The 16,667-nt window shown below is 70.7% G+C and carries 17 protein-coding genes; 9 read left to right on the top strand and 8 right to left on the bottom strand.

Annotation, left to right across the window (positions count from 1 at the left end):
- Positions 1–7: 7 nt before the first annotated feature.
- Entirely contained in the window at positions 8–2,500 is a 2,493-nt protein-coding gene (locus ACFVQ0_RS08185) for an HAD-IC family P-type ATPase (RefSeq protein ID WP_390085809.1), read from the bottom strand.
- Between the two features lie 95 nt (positions 2,501–2,595).
- Positions 2,596–2,892 (bottom strand): DUF2530 domain-containing protein, encoded by a 297-nt coding sequence (locus ACFVQ0_RS08190; protein ID WP_390085811.1) that lies wholly within the window; start codon positions 2,890–2,892, stop codon positions 2,596–2,598.
- 185 nt (positions 2,893–3,077) lie between these two features.
- Between ACFVQ0_RS08190 and ACFVQ0_RS08195 the strand changes: the two genes are divergently transcribed.
- Positions 3,078–4,532, top strand: a complete 1,455-nt coding sequence (locus ACFVQ0_RS08195) for an NCS2 family permease (RefSeq protein ID WP_390085813.1) — start codon at positions 3,078–3,080, stop codon at positions 4,530–4,532.
- A 31-nt stretch (positions 4,533–4,563) separates the two neighbouring features.
- Here the strand turns inward: ACFVQ0_RS08195 and ACFVQ0_RS08200 are convergent, their stop codons facing one another.
- The gene (locus tag ACFVQ0_RS08200) at positions 4,564–4,770 is read right to left on the bottom strand and encodes a ribbon-helix-helix protein, CopG family (RefSeq protein WP_390085815.1); all 207 of its coding nucleotides are present in this window, start codon (positions 4,768–4,770) and stop codon (positions 4,564–4,566) included.
- A gap of 145 nt (positions 4,771–4,915) precedes the next feature.
- Between ACFVQ0_RS08200 and ACFVQ0_RS08205 the strand changes: the two genes are divergently transcribed.
- Together ACFVQ0_RS08205 and ACFVQ0_RS08210 are read left to right on the top strand one after the other, a co-directional pair.
- On the top strand, positions 4,916–5,356 hold the full coding sequence (locus ACFVQ0_RS08205; RefSeq protein ID WP_330827500.1) for a MarR family transcriptional regulator: 441 nt from the start codon (positions 4,916–4,918) through the stop codon (positions 5,354–5,356).
- Positions 5,357–5,452: 96 nt separating this feature from the next.
- Positions 5,453–6,787 (top strand): MFS transporter, encoded by a 1,335-nt coding sequence (locus ACFVQ0_RS08210; RefSeq protein WP_390085817.1) that lies wholly within the window; start codon positions 5,453–5,455, stop codon positions 6,785–6,787.
- A 275-nt stretch (positions 6,788–7,062) separates the two neighbouring features.
- On the opposite strand, the gene ACFVQ0_RS08215 is transcribed toward ACFVQ0_RS08210, so the two are convergent.
- Complete coding sequence (locus ACFVQ0_RS08215; protein WP_390085819.1) at positions 7,063–8,058, bottom strand: aldo/keto reductase; 996 nt, start codon at positions 8,056–8,058, stop codon at positions 7,063–7,065.
- Positions 8,059–8,139: 81 nt separating this feature from the next.
- The gene (gene pip, locus ACFVQ0_RS08220) at positions 8,140–9,117 is read right to left on the bottom strand and encodes a prolyl aminopeptidase (protein ID WP_390085821.1); all 978 of its coding nucleotides are present in this window, start codon (positions 9,115–9,117) and stop codon (positions 8,140–8,142) included.
- A gap of 59 nt (positions 9,118–9,176) precedes the next feature.
- On the opposite strand from pip, the gene ACFVQ0_RS08225 reads away from it, so the two are divergent.
- The 3 genes from ACFVQ0_RS08225 to ACFVQ0_RS08235 all read left to right on the top strand — a co-directional run bounded on the left by ACFVQ0_RS08225 (position 9,177) and on the right by ACFVQ0_RS08235 (position 11,254).
- Positions 9,177–9,668 carry a hypothetical protein gene (locus tag ACFVQ0_RS08225; protein ID WP_390085823.1) on the top strand — a complete coding sequence of 164 codons (492 nt, stop codon included), beginning with the start codon at positions 9,177–9,179 and terminating at the stop codon, positions 9,666–9,668.
- Between the two features lie 27 nt (positions 9,669–9,695).
- Entirely contained in the window at positions 9,696–10,229 is a 534-nt protein-coding gene (locus ACFVQ0_RS08230; RefSeq protein ID WP_390085824.1) for a GNAT family N-acetyltransferase, read from the top strand.
- Between the two features lie 125 nt (positions 10,230–10,354).
- A complete protein-coding gene (locus ACFVQ0_RS08235; protein WP_390085825.1) occupies positions 10,355–11,254 on the top strand; it encodes an NmrA/HSCARG family protein in 900 nt (299 codons plus the stop codon).
- A 4-nt stretch (positions 11,255–11,258) separates the two neighbouring features.
- On the opposite strand, the gene ACFVQ0_RS08240 is transcribed toward ACFVQ0_RS08235, so the two are convergent.
- Entirely contained in the window at positions 11,259–12,206 is a 948-nt protein-coding gene (locus ACFVQ0_RS08240; RefSeq protein ID WP_390085826.1) for an aldo/keto reductase, read from the bottom strand.
- A 95-nt stretch (positions 12,207–12,301) separates the two neighbouring features.
- Between ACFVQ0_RS08240 and ACFVQ0_RS08245 the strand changes: the two genes are divergently transcribed.
- Positions 12,302–12,943: a TetR/AcrR family transcriptional regulator gene (locus tag ACFVQ0_RS08245; RefSeq protein ID WP_390085828.1), complete on the top strand. Its 642-nt coding sequence runs from the start codon at positions 12,302–12,304 to the stop codon at positions 12,941–12,943.
- A 15-nt stretch (positions 12,944–12,958) separates the two neighbouring features.
- Here the strand turns inward: ACFVQ0_RS08245 and ACFVQ0_RS08250 are convergent, their stop codons facing one another.
- Positions 12,959–14,029: an aldo/keto reductase gene (locus ACFVQ0_RS08250; protein WP_390085829.1), complete on the bottom strand. Its 1,071-nt coding sequence runs from the start codon at positions 14,027–14,029 to the stop codon at positions 12,959–12,961.
- 157 nt (positions 14,030–14,186) lie between these two features.
- On the opposite strand from ACFVQ0_RS08250, the gene ACFVQ0_RS08255 reads away from it, so the two are divergent.
- Together ACFVQ0_RS08255 and ACFVQ0_RS08260 are read left to right on the top strand one after the other, a co-directional pair.
- Positions 14,187–14,825, top strand: a complete 639-nt coding sequence (locus ACFVQ0_RS08255) for an ABATE domain-containing protein (protein WP_390085831.1) — start codon at positions 14,187–14,189, stop codon at positions 14,823–14,825.
- A gap of 127 nt (positions 14,826–14,952) precedes the next feature.
- Positions 14,953–16,170 carry a lipase family protein gene (locus ACFVQ0_RS08260; protein WP_390085833.1) on the top strand — a complete coding sequence of 406 codons (1,218 nt, stop codon included), beginning with the start codon at positions 14,953–14,955 and terminating at the stop codon, positions 16,168–16,170.
- 23 nt (positions 16,171–16,193) lie between these two features.
- Here ACFVQ0_RS08260 and ACFVQ0_RS08265 read toward each other — a convergent pair whose 3' ends face one another.
- On the bottom strand, positions 16,194–16,631 hold the full coding sequence (locus ACFVQ0_RS08265) for a hypothetical protein (RefSeq protein WP_390085835.1): 438 nt from the start codon (positions 16,629–16,631) through the stop codon (positions 16,194–16,196).
- Between the last annotated feature and the right edge of the window lie 36 nt (positions 16,632–16,667).

Below are 16,667 nucleotides of genomic sequence, written 5' to 3' on the forward strand. Positions count from 1 at the left end.
CGCTTCCCTACACCGGGAAGCGGCGGCTCACCAGGCGCCAGGCGTACTCCAGCGCCGCGGAGGCGATCACGGCGATGCCCACCGCCGTCCACGGCATCGTCGCGCCCACCAGCTTCAGCGCGAAGAACTGCTGGAGCCAGGGCACCGCGAGCACGATCAGGAACGCCGCGCCCATCGACGCGACCAGACAGATCCGCCACCAGGTGTAGGGGCGGGCGATGATCGCCAGGACCCACATCGAGACCAGGAACAGCGTGAGGGTGGCCGCGCTGGTCTCCGCGTCGAGCGAGCCGGGGCCGGTGTAGTGGTGCCGGGCGATCAGGTACGTCACGAAGGTGGCGACGGCCGCGATGGTGCCGGACGGGATCGCGTACCGCATGACGCGCCGCACGAAGTGGGGGTGCGCGCGCTCCTTGTTGGGGGCCAGGGCGAGGAAGAACGCCGGGATGCCGATCGTCAGCGTCGACAGCAGGGTCAGGTGCCGGGGCAGGAACGGGTACTCGACCTGGAAGCAGACCACCAGGACGGCCAGCAGCACCGAGTAGACCGTCTTCGTCAGGAACAGGGTGGCGACCCGGGTGATGTTGCCGATGACCCGGCGGCCCTCGGCCACGACGGACGGCAGCGTCGCGAAGCTGTTGTTGAGCAGCACGATCTGGGCGACCGCGCGGGTGGCCTCGGAACCGGAGCCCATCGAGACGCCGATGTCGGCGTCCTTGAGGGCGAGTACGTCGTTGACGCCGTCGCCCGTCATCGCGACGGTGTGGCCGCGGGACTGGAGGGCGGCGACCATCTCCCGCTTCTGCTGCGGGGTGACGCGGCCGAAGACCGCGTTCTCCTCCATGGCGGTGGCCATCGCGTCCGGGTCTGTCGGCAGCTTGCGCGCGTCCATGGTGTGCTCGGCACCAGGCAGCCCGAGCTTCGCGGCGACGGCGCCGACCGAGACCGCGTTGTCGCCGGAGATCACCTTGGTGGCGACCCGCTGGTCGGCGAAGTAGGCGAGCGTCTCGCGGGCGTCGGGCCGCAGCCGCTGCTCCAGGACGATCAGCGCGCTCGGCTCCGCCCCGGTCGCGGTCGCGGGGTCGTCGAGCGGCCCGTCCACCCGGGCCAGCAGCAGGACGCGCAGGCCCTGCTGGTTGAGCTGTTCGATCTCGGTGAGCGCCGGGTCGTCCTCGGGGAGCAGCACGTCGGGGGCGCCGAGGAGCCAGCCGGAGGACTGCCCGCCGGACTCGTCGAAGGCGGCGCCGCTGTACTTGCGGGCCGAGGAGAACGGCAGTGCCTGGGTGACGCGCCAGCCCTCGCCGCTCTCGCCGTCCGGGGCCGGGTAGGCGTCGATGATCGCCTGGAGGCTGGCGTTGGGCCGGGGGTCAGAGGCGCCGAACGCGGCCAGTACGCGGCGCAGGTACGGCTCGTCGGTGCCGTTGAGCGGGCGGACCTCTGTGACGTCCATGCCGCCCTCGGTGAGGGTGCCGGTCTTGTCCAGGCAGACGACGTCGACCCGGGCCAGGCCCTCGATGGCGGGGAGTTCCTGGACCAGGCACTGCTTGCGGCCCAGCCGGACGACGCCGATCGCGAAGGCGACCGAGGTGAGCAGGACCAGCCCCTCCGGGATCATCGGGACGATGCCGCCGACGGTCCTGGCGACGGAGTCCTTGAAGTTGTGGTCCTTGACGACGAGCTGGCTGAGGATCAGCCCGATCGCGGTCGGGATCATCATCCAGGTGACGTACTTGAGGATGGTGGAGATGCCGCTGCGCAGCTCGGACTGGACGAGCGTGAAGCGGGAGGCCTCCTCCGCGAGCTGGGCGGCGTAGGCCTCGCGGCCGACCTTGGTCGCGGCGAAGGCGCCGCCGCCCGCGACGACGAAGCTGCCGGACATCACCGGGTCGCCGGCGCGCTTGAGGACGGGGTCCGCCTCGCCGGTGAGCAGGGATTCGTCGATCTCCAGGCTGTCGGCCTCCGCGACCGTGCCGTCCACCACGACCTTGTCGCCGGGGCCGAGCTCGACGAGGTCGCCCAGGACGATCTCGGAGGTGGAGATCTCGGCGGCGACCCCGTCCCGTCGCACGGTGGGTTTGGCCTCACCGATGACGGCGAGGCTGTCCAGGGTCTTCTTGGCCCGCCACTCCTGGACGATGCCGATGCCGGTGTTGGCGATGATCACGAAGCCGAAGAGGCTGTCCTGGATCGGCGCGACGAACAGCATGATCACCCAGAGCACGCCGATGATCAGGTTGAACCGGGTGAAGACGTTGGCGCGGACGATCTCGCGCACGGACCGGGACGAGCGGACCGGGACGTCGTTGACCTCGCCCCGGGCGATCCGCTCCGCGACCTCGGCCGCGGTCAGCCCGGGCCCGCCGCCGGGTGCCGGGAGCCCGACCGGGTGCACCGGGTCGAGCTCGCTGCCGGCGTCGATCATCACCGGCCGGTCGGTGCCGGAAGGCACGGAGGATCTGTTCGGCTCATCCCCGGAGGGGTCCAGTGCCCGCTGAGTCATGGTTCAGACGGTACGGGTGGAACGTCCGCTTCACCCATCGGGTGGTCCGAAGATCAGACCGGGGAAGGACGGAAATCGTCCCGTGGTCGTACAGGTCAGCCGGTTGCGGGGCCCTGACCGGCCGCCTCGGCGTCGGCCGCCTCGGCTGCCGCCGCGGCCCGCTTGAGCGCGGCGTCGCGGCCCCGTACGTACCAGATGCCGATCAGGCCGAGGGCGCCGCCGGCCAGGCACGTCCACACCCACCACAGGTGCCCGTGGTCGTCGAACCAGCCGTAGAACGGGAGCTGGACGAGGAAGAGGACGAACCAGAGGATCGTGCCGCCCGTGATGGTGGCGACGACGGGCCCCTCCAGGGGCTCGGGTGCCTCGTGCTTCGGTGTCCACTTCGCCATGCAGTCAGTGTATGCGGCGCGTACATAAGCGTGGTCGGGCCAGTCGGCCCAAGGGTCTACGCGCGGAGATAGCGATCTTCGCCTTATGTATTCATACTGAATCTGCTTACGGCTGTCTCGATTTGTTCGTGTGAACATCCAAAGCTGACCATTTTGAGCCCCTCTAGGTACGACTGAGGTCCTACATGTCCCCCTCGGCCACCGCTTCGGTCGACGCCACGCCTCCCCCGGCTCCCCAGCCCTCCGGCGGCCTGGACCGTTTCTTCAAGATCTCCGAGCGGGGCTCTTCCGTCGCGCGGGAGATCCGTGGCGGATTCGCCACCTTCTTCGCGATGGCGTACATCATCGTGCTGAACCCGATCATCCTGGGCAGCGCGAAGGACATGTACGGGCATCAGCTCGACAGCGGCCAGCTGGTCACCGCGACGGTGCTGGTCGCCGCGTTCTCCACGCTCCTCATGGGCGTCATCGGCAATGTGCCGATCGCGCTGGCGGCGGGCCTCGGCGTCAACACCGTCGTCGCGCTCCAGCTCGCCCCCCGGATGAGCTGGCCCGACGCGATGGGCATGGTCGTCCTCGCGGGCGTCGTGGTCATGCTGCTGGTCGCGACCGGGCTGCGGGAACGCGTGATGAACGCCGTACCGACCTCGCTCCGCAAGGGCATCGCGATCGGTATCGGCCTCTTCATCCTGCTGATCGGCCTGGTCGACTCGGGCTTCGTCTCCCGCATCCCGGACGTCGCGCACACCACCGTCCCGCTCCAGCTCGGCGGTGACGGCCACCTCAACGGCTGGCCGGTCCTGGTCTTCGTGCTGGGCGCGCTGCTCACCCTCGCGCTGATCGTCCGCAAGGTGCCGGGCGCGATCCTGATCTCCATCGTCGCGATGACGGTGGTCGCGCTGATCATCGACGCGGTCGCGGACCTGCCGGGCGAGGCCTGGGGCCTGACGGTTCCGGCGTGGCCGGGCAACCCGGTCTCCTCGCCGGACTTCGGGCTGATCGGTCAGGTCAGCCTGTTCGGCGGCTTCCACAAGGTCGGTGTGCTCACCGGCATCCTGTTCGTCTTCACCGTGCTGCTGTCCTGCTTCTTCGACGCGATGGGCACCATCCTCGGCGTCGGCGACGAGGCCAAGCTGATGGACAAGGACGGCAACTTCCCCGGCATCAACAAGGTGCTGCTCGTCGACGGCATCGCGGTCGCCGCGGGCGGTGCGAGCTCCGCCTCCGCGGGCACCTGCTTCGTGGAGTCCACGGCGGGCGTCGGAGAGGGGGCCCGCACCGGCTTCGCGAGCATCGTGACGGGTCTGCTGTTCACGGCGGCGCTGTTCCTGACACCACTGGCGACCATGGTCCCCTCGCAGGCGGCCACTCCGGCCCTGCTGGCGGTGGGCTTCCTGATCATCGCGGGCTCGGTGCGGGACATCGACTGGAGCGACTACACGCTCTCGATGCCGGCCTTCCTCGCCATGGTGATGATGCCGTTCACGTACTCGATCACCAACGGCATCGGCATCGGCTTCATCGCGTTCTGCGTGCTGCGCCTCGCGGCCGGGCGCGGGCGCTCGGTGCCGGTGGCCATGTACGCGGTCTCCGCGGTCTTCGTCTTCTACTACGCGATGCCGGCGCTCGGCCTCACGTGATCCGTCGGGGGCGGACGGGCGGCCGAGGGGGTCAGGTGACCTCCTCGGCCGCCCGTCCTTCCGCTCCGTAGAACTTCTCCGTCTCGTCGACGGCCGCCTGGAAGCGCTCGTCGAAGTCATCGCGAATGAGCGTCCGGACCACATAGTCCTGGACGCTCATTCCGCGTCTGGCGGCGTGCTGCTTGAGCCGGTCGAGCAGCTCACCGTCTATCCGCAGGCTGAGCACTGTCGATCCCATGCCAAGCAGGGTTACGTTTCCCGGGCCCGACACGCGTGACTTTCCGGAACTGACTCACTCGTTTGGGTGATCGATTGGTGATTCGGGTCTCGCGCGTGTACCACCAAGTGGTCTTTAGGGTAGGTAATGAGTTACGCTAACAAACATGCCTGACCTGATCCACGACAGCGACAGTGCCGCCGCCGTGAGCTCCCTTCGTTCCGCCGTCATGCTGCTCGGCCGGCGCCTCAAGCACCAGCGCGTCGACGAGTCGCTGAGCCCCACCGAGATGTCGGTGCTCGGCACGCTCGCCCGTTGCGGTTCGGCCACCCCCGGTGAGCTGGCCCGCAAGGAGCATGTGCAGCCGCCGTCGATGACCCGCATCGTCGCGCTGCTGGAAGCGAAGGGACTTGTCAGACTGGAACCGCACCCCGATGACCGTCGGCAGAAGATGGTCAGCCAGACCGAGCAGGCCGAGGCCATGCTCGCCGAGAGCCGCAACAAGCGGAACGCCTGGCTGACCACCCTCGCCGAAGGCCTGGACGAGGACGAGTGGGAGACGCTTCGCCACGCGGCCCCCGTGCTGGAGAAGCTCGCCCACCTGTAGCGGAGCGGGCCGCGCCGGACCATCACCGGCGCACCGCCCCCACCGCCGCATCCCCGTCAGTCAGCAAGCTGTCCACGCCCGAGGAGGCGAACCCTTTTGAGTACGGGATCCGGAGCAGACTCCGCCCCCGCACCGACTTCCACCCACGAGAGCAAGCCCGGCGGGACCTTCTCGTCGCTGAAGATCCGTAACTACCGCCTGTTCGCAACCGGCGCCGTGATCTCCAACACCGGTACCTGGATGTCCCGCATCACGCAGGACTGGCTCGTTCTGAGCCTCACCGGGTCCGCCACCGCCGTCGGTATCACCACGGCGCTCCAGTTCCTCCCCATGCTGCTCTTCGGCCTGTACGGCGGTGTCATCGCCGACCGGCTCCCGAAGCGCAAGCTCCTTCTCTTCAGCCAGGCGGCACTCGGCCTGTGCGGTATCGCGCTCGCCGTCCTCACGCTCTCCGGTGTGGTCCAGGTGTGGCACGTCTACCTGATCGCGTTCCTGCTCGGCATGGTCACGGTCGTGGACAACCCGGCCCGCCAGTCGTTCGTCTCCGAGATGGTCGGCCCCGCCCAGTTGCGGAACGCGGTCAGCCTGAACTCGGCGAACTTCCAGTCCGCCCGGCTCATCGGCCCCGCCGTCGCGGGTGTCCTGATCACCTCGGTCGGCAGCGGCTGGGCGTTCATGTTCAACGGCCTGTCGTTCCTCGCGCCGCTCGTCGGCCTGATGATGATGCGCACGAGTGAGCTGCACAAGGCCGTCGTCGTCCGGCGTGCCAAGGGACAGTTGCGCGAAGGGCTGCGGTACGTCTCCGGTCGTCCGGAGCTGATCTGGCCGATCGTGCTGGTCGGCTTCGTCGGGACCTTCGGGTTCAACTTCCCGATCTTCCTGACCGCCTTCGCGGACGAGGTCTTCCACGGCGGTGCCGGGATGTACTCGTTCTTCAACATCCTCATGGCCGCGGGCTCCCTCGCCGGGGCCCTGCTCGCCGCCCGCCGGGGCTCCTCGCGGCTGCGGATGCTGGTCGGCGCGGGCACGCTGTTCGGGCTGCTGGAGGTCATCGCCTCCATGTCGCCGTCCGTCTGGCTGTTCTCGCTCCTGCTCCTGCCGATCGGCATGATCGGTCTGACGACCAACATCAGCGCGAACACCAGCGTCCAGATGGCCGCGGACCCGGCCATGCGCGGCCGGGTGATGAGCCTGTACATGATGGTCTTCGCCGGGGGTACGCCGGTGGGCGCCCCGATCGTCGGCTGGATCAGCGACACGTACGGCGTCCGGACCGGAATGGCGGTCGGCGGCGCGTTCTCGCTGGTGGCCGCGCTCGGCGTCGGCTTCATGCTGGCCCGCGTCGGCGGCCTGCGCCTCAAGGTCGACCTGCGACCGGGCCGCCCGCACGTACGGTTCGTCCCGCGCGAGCAGCTGGCCACGGCGGCCTGAGGCCCGTCCGTACACACACGATCACGGCCCCGACCGGGGAGACCCGGTACCGGGGCCGTATCGCGTATGGCGCACGGAGGCCGGGGCTCGGAGCGCCGAGCGGGGCGGTTACGCTCGTCGGGTGGACCCCAAGACCCGAAACCGCATCATGGCGGCCGTGCTCGTGCTCATGTTCGTCGTCGTCGCAGCGGCGGCCGCCCTCGGCTGATGAGCCCGTGGGCCCGCCGAGACGGAGCCCGCTGAGCGGGTGAGGGCGGCCGCGCCGATGACGGTTCCTACCAGGCGAAGTTCTCCGGGGACGGGCCCGGACCCGGGAAGATCTCGTCCAGGGCCGTCAGCACCTCGTCCGACAGCTCCAGCTCCACCGCGCGCAGCGCGGAATCGAGCTGCTCGCGGGTGCGCGGGCCCGAGATCGGACCTGTGACGCCGGGCCGGGTCAGCAGCCAGGCCAGACCGGCCTCGCCGGGCTCCAGGCCGTGCTTCTCCAGCAGGTCCTCGTACGCCTGGACCTGCGCCCGCACCTTCGGGTCCGCGAGCGCCTCACCGGAGCGGCCGGAGGTGGACCGGGCGCCGCCGCCCTCGCGCTCCTTGCGGATGGCGCCGCCGAGCAGACCGCCGTGCAGCGGCGACCACGGGATGACGCCGAGGCCGTACTCCTGGGCGGCCGGGATGACCTCCATCTCGGCACCCCGCTCCATCAGGTTGTAGATGCACTGCTCGCTGACCAGCCCGTAGCTGCCGCGCTGCTTGGCGACCTCGTTGGCCTGCGCGATCTTGTAACCGGCGAAGTTGGACGATCCCGCGTAGAGGATCTTGCCCTGCTGGATCAGTACGTCGATGGCCTGCCAGATCTCCTCGACCGGGGTGGACCGGTCGACGTGGTGGAACTGGTACAGGTCGATGTGGTCCGTCTGGAGCCGCTTCAGGCTGGCGTCGACGGCCCGGCGGATGTTGAGCGCCGAGAGCTTGTCGTGGTTGGGCCAGGCCTCGCCGTCGGCGGCCATGTTGCCGTAGACCTTGGTGGCGAGGACGACCTTGTCGCGGCGGGCGCCGCCCTGGGCGAACCAGGTGCCGAGGATCTCCTCGGTGCGGCCCTTGTTTTCGCCCCAGCCGTAGACGTTCGCGGTGTCGAAGAAGTTGACGCCCGCGTCCAGGGCGGCGTCCATGAGTGCGTGGCTGTCGCTCTCGTTGGTCTGGGGGCCGAAGTTCATCGTCCCCAGAACGAGGCGGCTGACTTTGAGTCCGGTGCGTCCGAGCTGCGTGTACTTCATGGTCTCAAGCCAACGCCTTGGAGTCCGCTCGAAGCAAGGGCGGGCCCCCGGGGCCTTCCGCTCTTCGCGGACAGCGGCCGGTCAGATGCCCGCGAACCGGTCCAGCGCCGCCAGTACCGCCCGGCTCGTCGCCGCCCCGCCGAGGTGCCCCGCGTCGTCGATCACGGTCAGTTCCGCGTCCGGCCACGCCTTCGTCAGCTCCCACGCGGTGATCAGCGGGCCGCCCAGGTCGAACCGGCCGTGCACCAGCACGCCCGGGATTCCCGCCAGCCGTCCGGCGTCCCGGATCAGCTGCCCCTCCTCCAGCCAGGCGCCGTGCGAGAAGTAGTGCGCGCAGATCCGGACGAGCGCCTGCCGCGCGGGTCCGGGCCGCCCGCTGTACGGCGGCGGTCCGGTGTACGCCTCCTGGGAGAGCACCGCGTCCTCCCAGGCGCACCAGTCGGCGGTCGCGCGCGCCCGTACCTCCGGGTCCGGGCTCTCCGTGCGCCGGGCGTACGCGGCGAGCACGTCGGGGGTCGCGTCGCTCGCGGCCTCCGGGACCCCGGCCCGGAAGGCGTCCCAGGCCTCGGGGAAGATGCTCCCCACGCCCCGGTAGAGCCAGTCGATCTCGGAGCGGCGGGTCGTGGTGACGGCCGGGATCACGATCTCGCTGACCCGCTCCGGGTGCTGCTCGGCGTAGGCGAGGATCAGCGTCGAGCCCCAGGAACCCCCGTAGAGCAGCCAGGTGTCGATGCCCAGCCGGATGCGCAGCCGTTCCATGTCCGCGATCAGCCGGTCCGTCGTGTTGAACCGGAGGTCCGTTGCCGGGTCGCTCGCGTGCGGGGTGGAGCGGCCGCAGCCCCGCTGGTCGAAGAGGATCACCCGGTAGCGGGCGGGGTCGAAGTACTGCCGGGGCCGTTCCGTGCACCCGGAGCCAGGTCCGCCGTGCACCACGACGGCGGGTTTGCCCGCCGGGTTGCCGCACGCCTCCCAGTAGACGAGGTTGCCGTCTCCGACGTCGAGCATCCCCCGCTCGTACGGCTCGATCGGTGGGTACTTCTCGTCCGGGCGGCGGTGCATGGCGGTTGTCTCTCTCGTTCGTTCGAAGGTGTTTCGCGGGTCGGGGTTAGCGTAGAGGCGTGAACGCGACTCCCGAGGTGCTGGCCGTACTGGATGACCTGCTCGCCGGGGCCGCCCCCGACGCTCGGGGAGCTCTCTGGCAACTGGCCGAGTCGGGGCGTGAGTTGGATGCCAACCTGGTGCGCCTCCCGCCGGGCGCCGAGGTCGGCGAGCATCAGGAGGACGTGCTCGACGTCCTCCTGGTGGTCCTCGCGGGCGGCGGCCGCCTCGTTCCGGGCGGGGGCGGCGCGCCGTTGGAGCTGACCCCGACGACGGTCACCTGGCTCCCGCGCACCTCGCGGCGCGCGCTGAGCGCGGGCCCGGACGGTCTCGCCTACCTCACGGTCCACCGCCGCCGCCCCGGCCTGGCCATCAAGCCGCCGGTGCCCGCGCGGGAGGGCGGCGAGGCGCCGTGCTCCCTGGACCGGGTGTGTCCGGAGTGCGGCCGGATGTCCCAGGAGTCGGCGCCGAAGTACTGCGGCGAGTGCGGGGAGCGGTTCCCGGAGCGCTGAACGAGCCGCCCGTGGGACGATCGCGCGATGGACAATCCGAACCTTCGCCTCGCCGCCGAAGGCGACTTCGTCGCCGTCGCCCGCCTCCGTGACGACGCCGCCCGCTGGATGCTCGGGCAGGGCATCACCGGTCAGTGGCGGCCGGGTGAGCTGACGGAGGAGCACTTCCGGCTGACCGTGGAGCGCGGCGGCGAGGTGTGGATCGCCGAGGCGGGTGACCGGATGCTCGGGGCCTGGGAGGTGTGGTGGGAGGACGAGGCCGCCTGGGGGCCGCAGCCGCCCGTGGCCGGTTACGTACACCGGCTGATGGTCGACCGTGAGACCGCCCCGCCCGGGACCGGACGGCGGTTGTTGCGTGCCGCTGAACGCCGGATCGCCGCCATGGGGCGGGAGTTCGTCCGTCTGGACTGTCTGGCCGACAACGCGCGCCTGAACTCCTACTACCTGGACGAGGGGTACCGGGCCGTGGGACGGATAGCGGGCAAGCCGCAGCCGGGCGGTGCGCCCAAGTCGTTCACGCTGCTGGAGAAGGCGGTGCGCGAGGACGCCCTGGCCAGGTGAGGTGACGCGTGTGATGTGGGCCATACGCGCTGGACCTCAACCGTGGTTGAGCAAGCAGGCTTGTGCCTATCGCGGGACGGCCCGAGGCGGGCCGGCCCGGAAGCCGCGCAGTCGAGGAGTTCGCGATGTCTGAGAACCGTGTTGTCGTGGTCACCGGTGCGACCGGCAGGCAGGGCGGCGCCGCCGCGCGTGCGCTGCTGTCCCGGGGCTGGGCGGTGCGCGCTCTGGTCCGTGACCCGGACAAGGCCGAGGCGCTGGCGCTGAAGGAGGCCGGTGCGGTCCTGGTCCGGGGCGATCTCGACGACGATGCCTCGCTGGACGCCGCCCTGGCGGGGGCGTACGGCGTGTTCAGCGTCCAGACGTTCACCGGGCCGGACGGCCTGGACGGCGAGGTGCGCCAGGGCAAGGCGGTCGCGGAGGCGGCGGCCCGTGCCGGTGTCGCGCACTTCGTCTACAGCTCCGTCGACGGCGCGGACCGGCCCGGTGAGGTACGGCACTTCGCGACGAAGGTCCAGGTGGAACGGCACATCGAGGCGCTCGGTCTGCCCGCCACGATTCTGCGGCCCACGTTCTTCATCACCAACTTCGAGGGCCTGGGCCCGCGATGGGCCGACGGCTCACTCGTGCTGACGCTCGCGGTGCTGGAGCGGACGCGGCTCCAGATGATCACCCCCGCCGACATCGGGAACATCGCGGCCGAGGCCTTCGACGCTCCGGCCGACTACCTGGGGCGCGTCATCGAGATCGCCGGGGACGAACTGACCGGCCCGCAGATGGCCGAGGTCTTCTCCCGTGCCGCGGGCCTGCCGGTGCGCTTCGACTCCCAGCCGATCGAGCGGGTCCGCGCGTTCAGCGAGGAGATGGCCGCGATGTTCGACTGGTTCAACACGGTGGGCTTCGTGGCCGACCTCGCCGCCCTGCGCGACCGCCACCCCTACCTGACGACCCTGGAGGGCTGGGTGCGCGACCACTGGACGGTGCCGCCGGTGCCCGCGGAGCCCGCGGCACCGGCGCGGGGTGAGTGACCGGTCAGCGGTACGAGATCTCGGCGAGGGACCGTGACTCGACGGCGTCCAGCGCGGCCATCGCGGCGTCGTCGAGTTCGACCGTTCCGGTCGCGACGTTCGCCTCCAGGTGACCGATGTCCGCCGTGCCCGGGATGAGCAGCGTGTTCGGCGCGTGGTGGAGCAGCCAGGCGAGGCCGACCTGCGCGGGGGTGCGGCCGAGGGTCTCCGCGAGGGCGGTCACGGCAGGCTCTTCCGTCACCTTCGGGAACTGGGGGAAGGCGCCGCCGAGCGGGAAGTACGGCACCCAGGCGATCTGCTCCTCGGTGCAGAGCCGCAGCATCTCCTCGTCGTCGCGCGTCACCAGGCTGTACAGGTTCTGGACGCAGACGATCCCGGCGGGCAGGGCCCGGCGCACCCCCTCCAGCGTGACGGCGCTCAGGCCGATCGCGCCGATCTTGCCCTCGTCCCGCAGCGCGGTCATCTCGGCGAGCTGGTCGTCGAGATCGACCACCTGGTCGCCCTCGGCCCGCAGCCCAGGCTGGATGTCCAGGCGGCGCAGGTTCACCACCGGGATGCGGTCGAGGCCGAGGGACGCGAGGTTGTCCTCGACGCCGGCCCGCAGCTCCTCGGGCCGCTGGGCGGCACGCATCGGGAAGGGGCCGTCCGGATCGGGGGTCGCGCCGACCTTGCTGACGACCACGACGCCGTCCTCGGGGCGGAGCGCGTCACGGATGATCCCGTTGACGAATCCGTTGCCGTAGAACTGGGCCGTGTCGATGTGGTCGACGCCGAGCTCGACCACGCGGCGCAGGAGTGCGATCGCCGCGTCACGGTCGTCGCGCAGGCGCTCCAGCTGCATCGCGCCGTATCCGATGCGGGAGACGGTGAGGTCCCCGATCGTCCCGGCGCCTCCGGCGCGCGGAGCACCGGTGGCCGTGAGCTGGGGAGAGGGAGTGCCGTTCGCAGTCATGGGAGATTCCGTCCTCATGAGACGATGGAGAAGCGGAGAACCGGAGGACCCTCCGCCTAATCGACTGTAGCACTCTTATCGGAGGTGCCTCCGTTTTGACGTCCACCGACCCGACGCCCCACGGTCCGGCACCTTCCGGCTCCGGGAAGAAGCCGCGCACCCCCCGCGCCGACGCGCAGCGCAACCGGGACAAGCTCGTCCGGGTCGCCGGGGCCGCCTTCGCCGCGGCCGACGGCACGGTCTCGCTCGAAGGCATCGCCCGCGACGCCGGTGTCGGCATCGGCACGCTGTACCGCCACTTCCCGACCCGTGAGGCCCTGGTCGAGGCCGTGTACGCGGCCGAACTCGACGATGTCGCCGCCAGCGCCCCCGCCCTGCTCCGGGAGCTCCCGCCGGACGCGGCGCTGCGGGCCTGGATCGAGCGGTACGCCGCGTTCATCGCGACGAAGCGCGGCATGGCGGACACGCTCCGCGCGGGCTGGGCCTCCGGCCGGATAGCCACGCCCGCCACCCGTGAGCGCATCACCGCCGCCATCGCCACGATCCTCGCCGCCGGTGCCGAGGCGGGAGCGGGGAGCGATCCGGAGGCCGGTGCGCTCCGCGCCGACGTCGAGCCGGACGACGTGACCGTGATGCTGCTGGGGATCTTCCTCGCGGGCGCCGCCGCCCACACCTCCGCGCAGACCGGCCGGCTGATCGACCTCGTCATGGACGCCCTGCGGCCGCCGCCGCGCTGACCGGCGAAGCCCCCTTCAGCCCGCGTAGTACCCGGGACGCTTGTTCCGCACCTCGGCGTTCAGCCGGGACTGGAGCGAATCCATGAAGGCGTACGGCACCGCGCGCGGCGGGGCGCTGACCTCGTCCAGCCGGGCGCGGAGCCCGTCGGGCAGGGTGAAGTCGAGCGCGTCCAGGTTGGACCGGATCTGCCCGGCCTTGCTCGCCCCGAGGATGACCGAGCCGACGGCGGGCCGGTTGGCCACCCAGTTCAGCGCGACCTGGGCGGGGGTCCGGCCGATCTCCTGCGCCACCTTGCCCAGTTCGGTGACGATGCGCCAGTTCCGCTCGCTGCGGTTGTCCGCCATGGTCCCGGTGGTGGCGGCGACCTTGATGCGTCCTTCCGGCAGCTCCGCGGCGGTCGAGGCGTCGGCCGAGTACTTGCCGGACAGCAGGCCCTTGGCGAGCGGCCCCCAGGTCATCAGCCCCATGCCCAACTCCTGCGCAAGAGACGGGAATTCGTACTCAAGCCCGCGCTCGGCGAGCGAGTACTCCAGCTGGAGTGCGACCAGCGGTTCGTAGCCGCGCCACTCGGCGAGCGTCTGTGCGCGTGCCGCGTACCAGGCCGGTACGTCGGAGAGCGCGACGTACCGCACCTTCCCGGACGAGACCAGGTCGTCCAGCCCCCGCATGACCTCCTCGGCCGGGGTCAGCGCGTCCCACGCGTGCACGATGTACAGGTCCACGTACTCGGTACCGAGCCTGCGCAGCGAGCCCTCCAGTGAACGCAGCATCGCCTTGCGCCCGTTGCCGCCCGCGTTCGGGTCGCCCGCCCGCCCCCCGAGGGTGAACTTGGTGGAGAGCACGGTGCGGTCGCGGGCGCCGCGCTCCGCCAGCAGCCTGCCGACGAGCTCCTCGCTCGCGCCCTGGCCGTAGATGTCGGCGGTGTCGACGAAGTTGCCGCCCGCATCGAGGTAGGCGTCCAGGATCTCCCCCGAGGTCCGGGCGTCGGAACCCCACTCGGACTGGCCGAAGGTCATGGTGCCGAGTGCGAGCGGGCTGACCCGCAGTCCGGACCGGCCGAGCGTGTAGTAGGCGTCGAGCGTCATGAGTCCCCGTCTCTGAAGCGGCCGCACGAGTGATGGCCGTAACGGGAAAGAACATAACGTGATGCGGAGTTGATCGGTCAAGGGTTATCGGCAAAGCGGCTTAGCCGATATGGACTGCTGTGGCGCCGCGCTGCCGCCGTGAGATAGGTTTCCCGCCATGGACACGAGTACGAGTACCGGCAGGGGTACGAGCGCGAGCGCCGGGACCACCGGATCGGGCGCGGCCCCGTCGGAGCCGTGCGCGAGCTCGGCCGGGCTCCTCGGTTTCGTGAACACGACACCCCACGGCAGCGGCCCGGTGGAACTGCTGGGCGACAGCGCGAGCCTCACCGCCTGGCTGACCGGGGCGGGCCTGATGACGTCCGACGCGGTGGTGACCGAGGCCGATGTCGTGGCCGCGCACGAGCTGCGGGCCGCGCTCTGCACAGTCTTTCTCTCGCGTTCCGGCTGCGAGGGCAGCGCGGACCGGCTGCCGGAGGCCGAGCAGTACCTGGCGCGCATCGCGGAGCGCTATCCGCTCACCCTCAAGGTCACCGCGGCGGGCTGCCGCCCGGTGCCCGCCCAGGCCGGGGTGCTCGGCGCGTTCGCCGGACTCCTGGCCGCCGCGGCGGACCTGGCGGCACGCGGCGCCTGGCTGCGGATGAAGATCTGCAAGAACCCCACCTGCTACTCGGGCTTCTTCGACCGGACCCGCAACACCTCCGGTCTGTACTGCGGCACCGCGTGCGGCTCGCAGGCGGCACAACGCGCGTACCGCAACCGGATCAAGGACGCGTCCTGCGCACAGCCGTCCTGACGACGCGGCGGACCGAGGGCCCTGATCCGCCCGGCATCCCCTAGGGAACCCTGAGGTGGACAGCCCCCACCGTGTTCGGGTGCCCGCGTCATGTCGTCGCGAGGGGGTCAACGGCGAGTATCCACACATGACTTCACCACGCATCAAGGCACGCATGCTGGCCGCCGCGGCCCTGCTGGGCAGCACGGCCGCTCTCCTCGCTCCCGCCGCTGCGGCCGACGCCCACGGCCGGCGGGCGCAGGGCGGGGACGTCGTCTCCGCGGAGCAGGTGGCCGACCTGACGGCGGCCGAGGTGTCCGGGCTGCTCCAGGGACAGATCGACTCCTCCGAGGTCCGCTACGGAGTGACGGCCTACCGGGTCGTGTACCGCACCACCAACAGCTCAGGGGCGCCCACGACCGCGAGCCAGCTCGTCGCCCTGCCCCGAAGCACGGCGCACCGTCTCACGACGGTCTCCTGGCTGCACGGCACCACCGTCTACCGCAAGGACGTCGGCTCGGAGGACCCGGCGTCGGACGACCGGCTCGCCGCACTGCTCCTCGCGTCGACCGGGCGGGCGGTCTCGGCCCCCGACTATGTGGGCCTCGGCGAGGGTGAGGGGTTCCACCCCTACGGCGACCCCCGGGCCACCGTGGCGGCCTCCGTCGACGGACTGCGCGCGACCCGCACGTTGACCCACCGCAAGGGCCGGGAACTGGAACGAAAGGTTCAGGTCAGCGGCTTCTCCCAGGGCGGCCCCGCAGCCATGCTGGTGGGCCGGGCGCTTCAGGACCAGGGCGCCGACCGCTACTTCCGGCTGGGCGCCCTCGCCCCGGTCAGCGGCCCCTTCGACCTCTCCGCCTTCGAGACCGCCGCGGCCGACGACAGGATCGAGAAGTCCGGTCTCTATCTCGCGTACTTCGTCACCGCATGGAACAAGGCCTACGGCCTGTACCGCTCGCCCGGCGAGGCGTTCCGCGCTCCCTACGACCAGAAGGTGGAGGGCCTGTTCGACGGCAATCACACGACTGAGCAGCTCGTCACCGAGCTGCCTTCGACGGCACGGGACCTGTTCACCGAAGACTTCCTGGACAAGATCCGGCACCCCAGCGGTGTCCTCAAGGACAGGCTGCGTCCGATGGACAACACCTGCGACTGGCGGCCGGACGTCCCGGTGAACATCTTCCACGGCCGGGGTGACAAGGACGTCGACTTCTCCCATGCCGGATACTGCTCCTCCCAGTTGACGAGGCACGGTGCCGTGAACCGGGTGACCGATGTCGGTGACTACGAGCACAGCGAATCGATGCGGCAGGCCCTGCCGAGGATCATCAGGTTCTTCGACGCACCGGCGAGGAACCACTGAGGGATCGCTGACGGGCTCGGCGGTCAGCGCCCCGGCCCCAGAAGCCCGCGCGCCTCCTCCCTGACACCGGCATCCGGGTCCGAGGCCAGTGCAGAAGCCGGCCCGGTAAGCCGATCGAGGCCCCCGGCCGACTGTTCGCACACGTTGGTGACCGCCGCCTGGAGGTAGTCACCGATCTGAGCGTCCGCCGAGGCGAGCGCGGCCAGGACCAGCCTCAGACCGGGCACGTCCCCGCGCAGGAGCAGCGCTTCCGCCGTCTCCTGGGTGACGAACGTGTCGTGCGTGTCCAGCAGCAACCTGCTCAGAACGGCGGCCACTTCGGGTACCTCCGCGTCGGCCGCCAGTCGCCGTCCGGCGGCCGCCCGGACGGACCAGGAATCCGAGACGGCGTCCCGCATGCTCGCGGACCGGTCGGAGCCGGTGCGATCCGCACGTGCTCCCGCCCCCGCGTTGCTCGTCATGCCCGCACTGTACGGCCGCGCTGAAACTGATGAGGC

The organism is Streptomyces sp. NPDC057900, assembly GCF_042887885.1.
GTDB lineage: Bacteria > Actinomycetota > Actinomycetes > Streptomycetales > Streptomycetaceae > Streptomyces.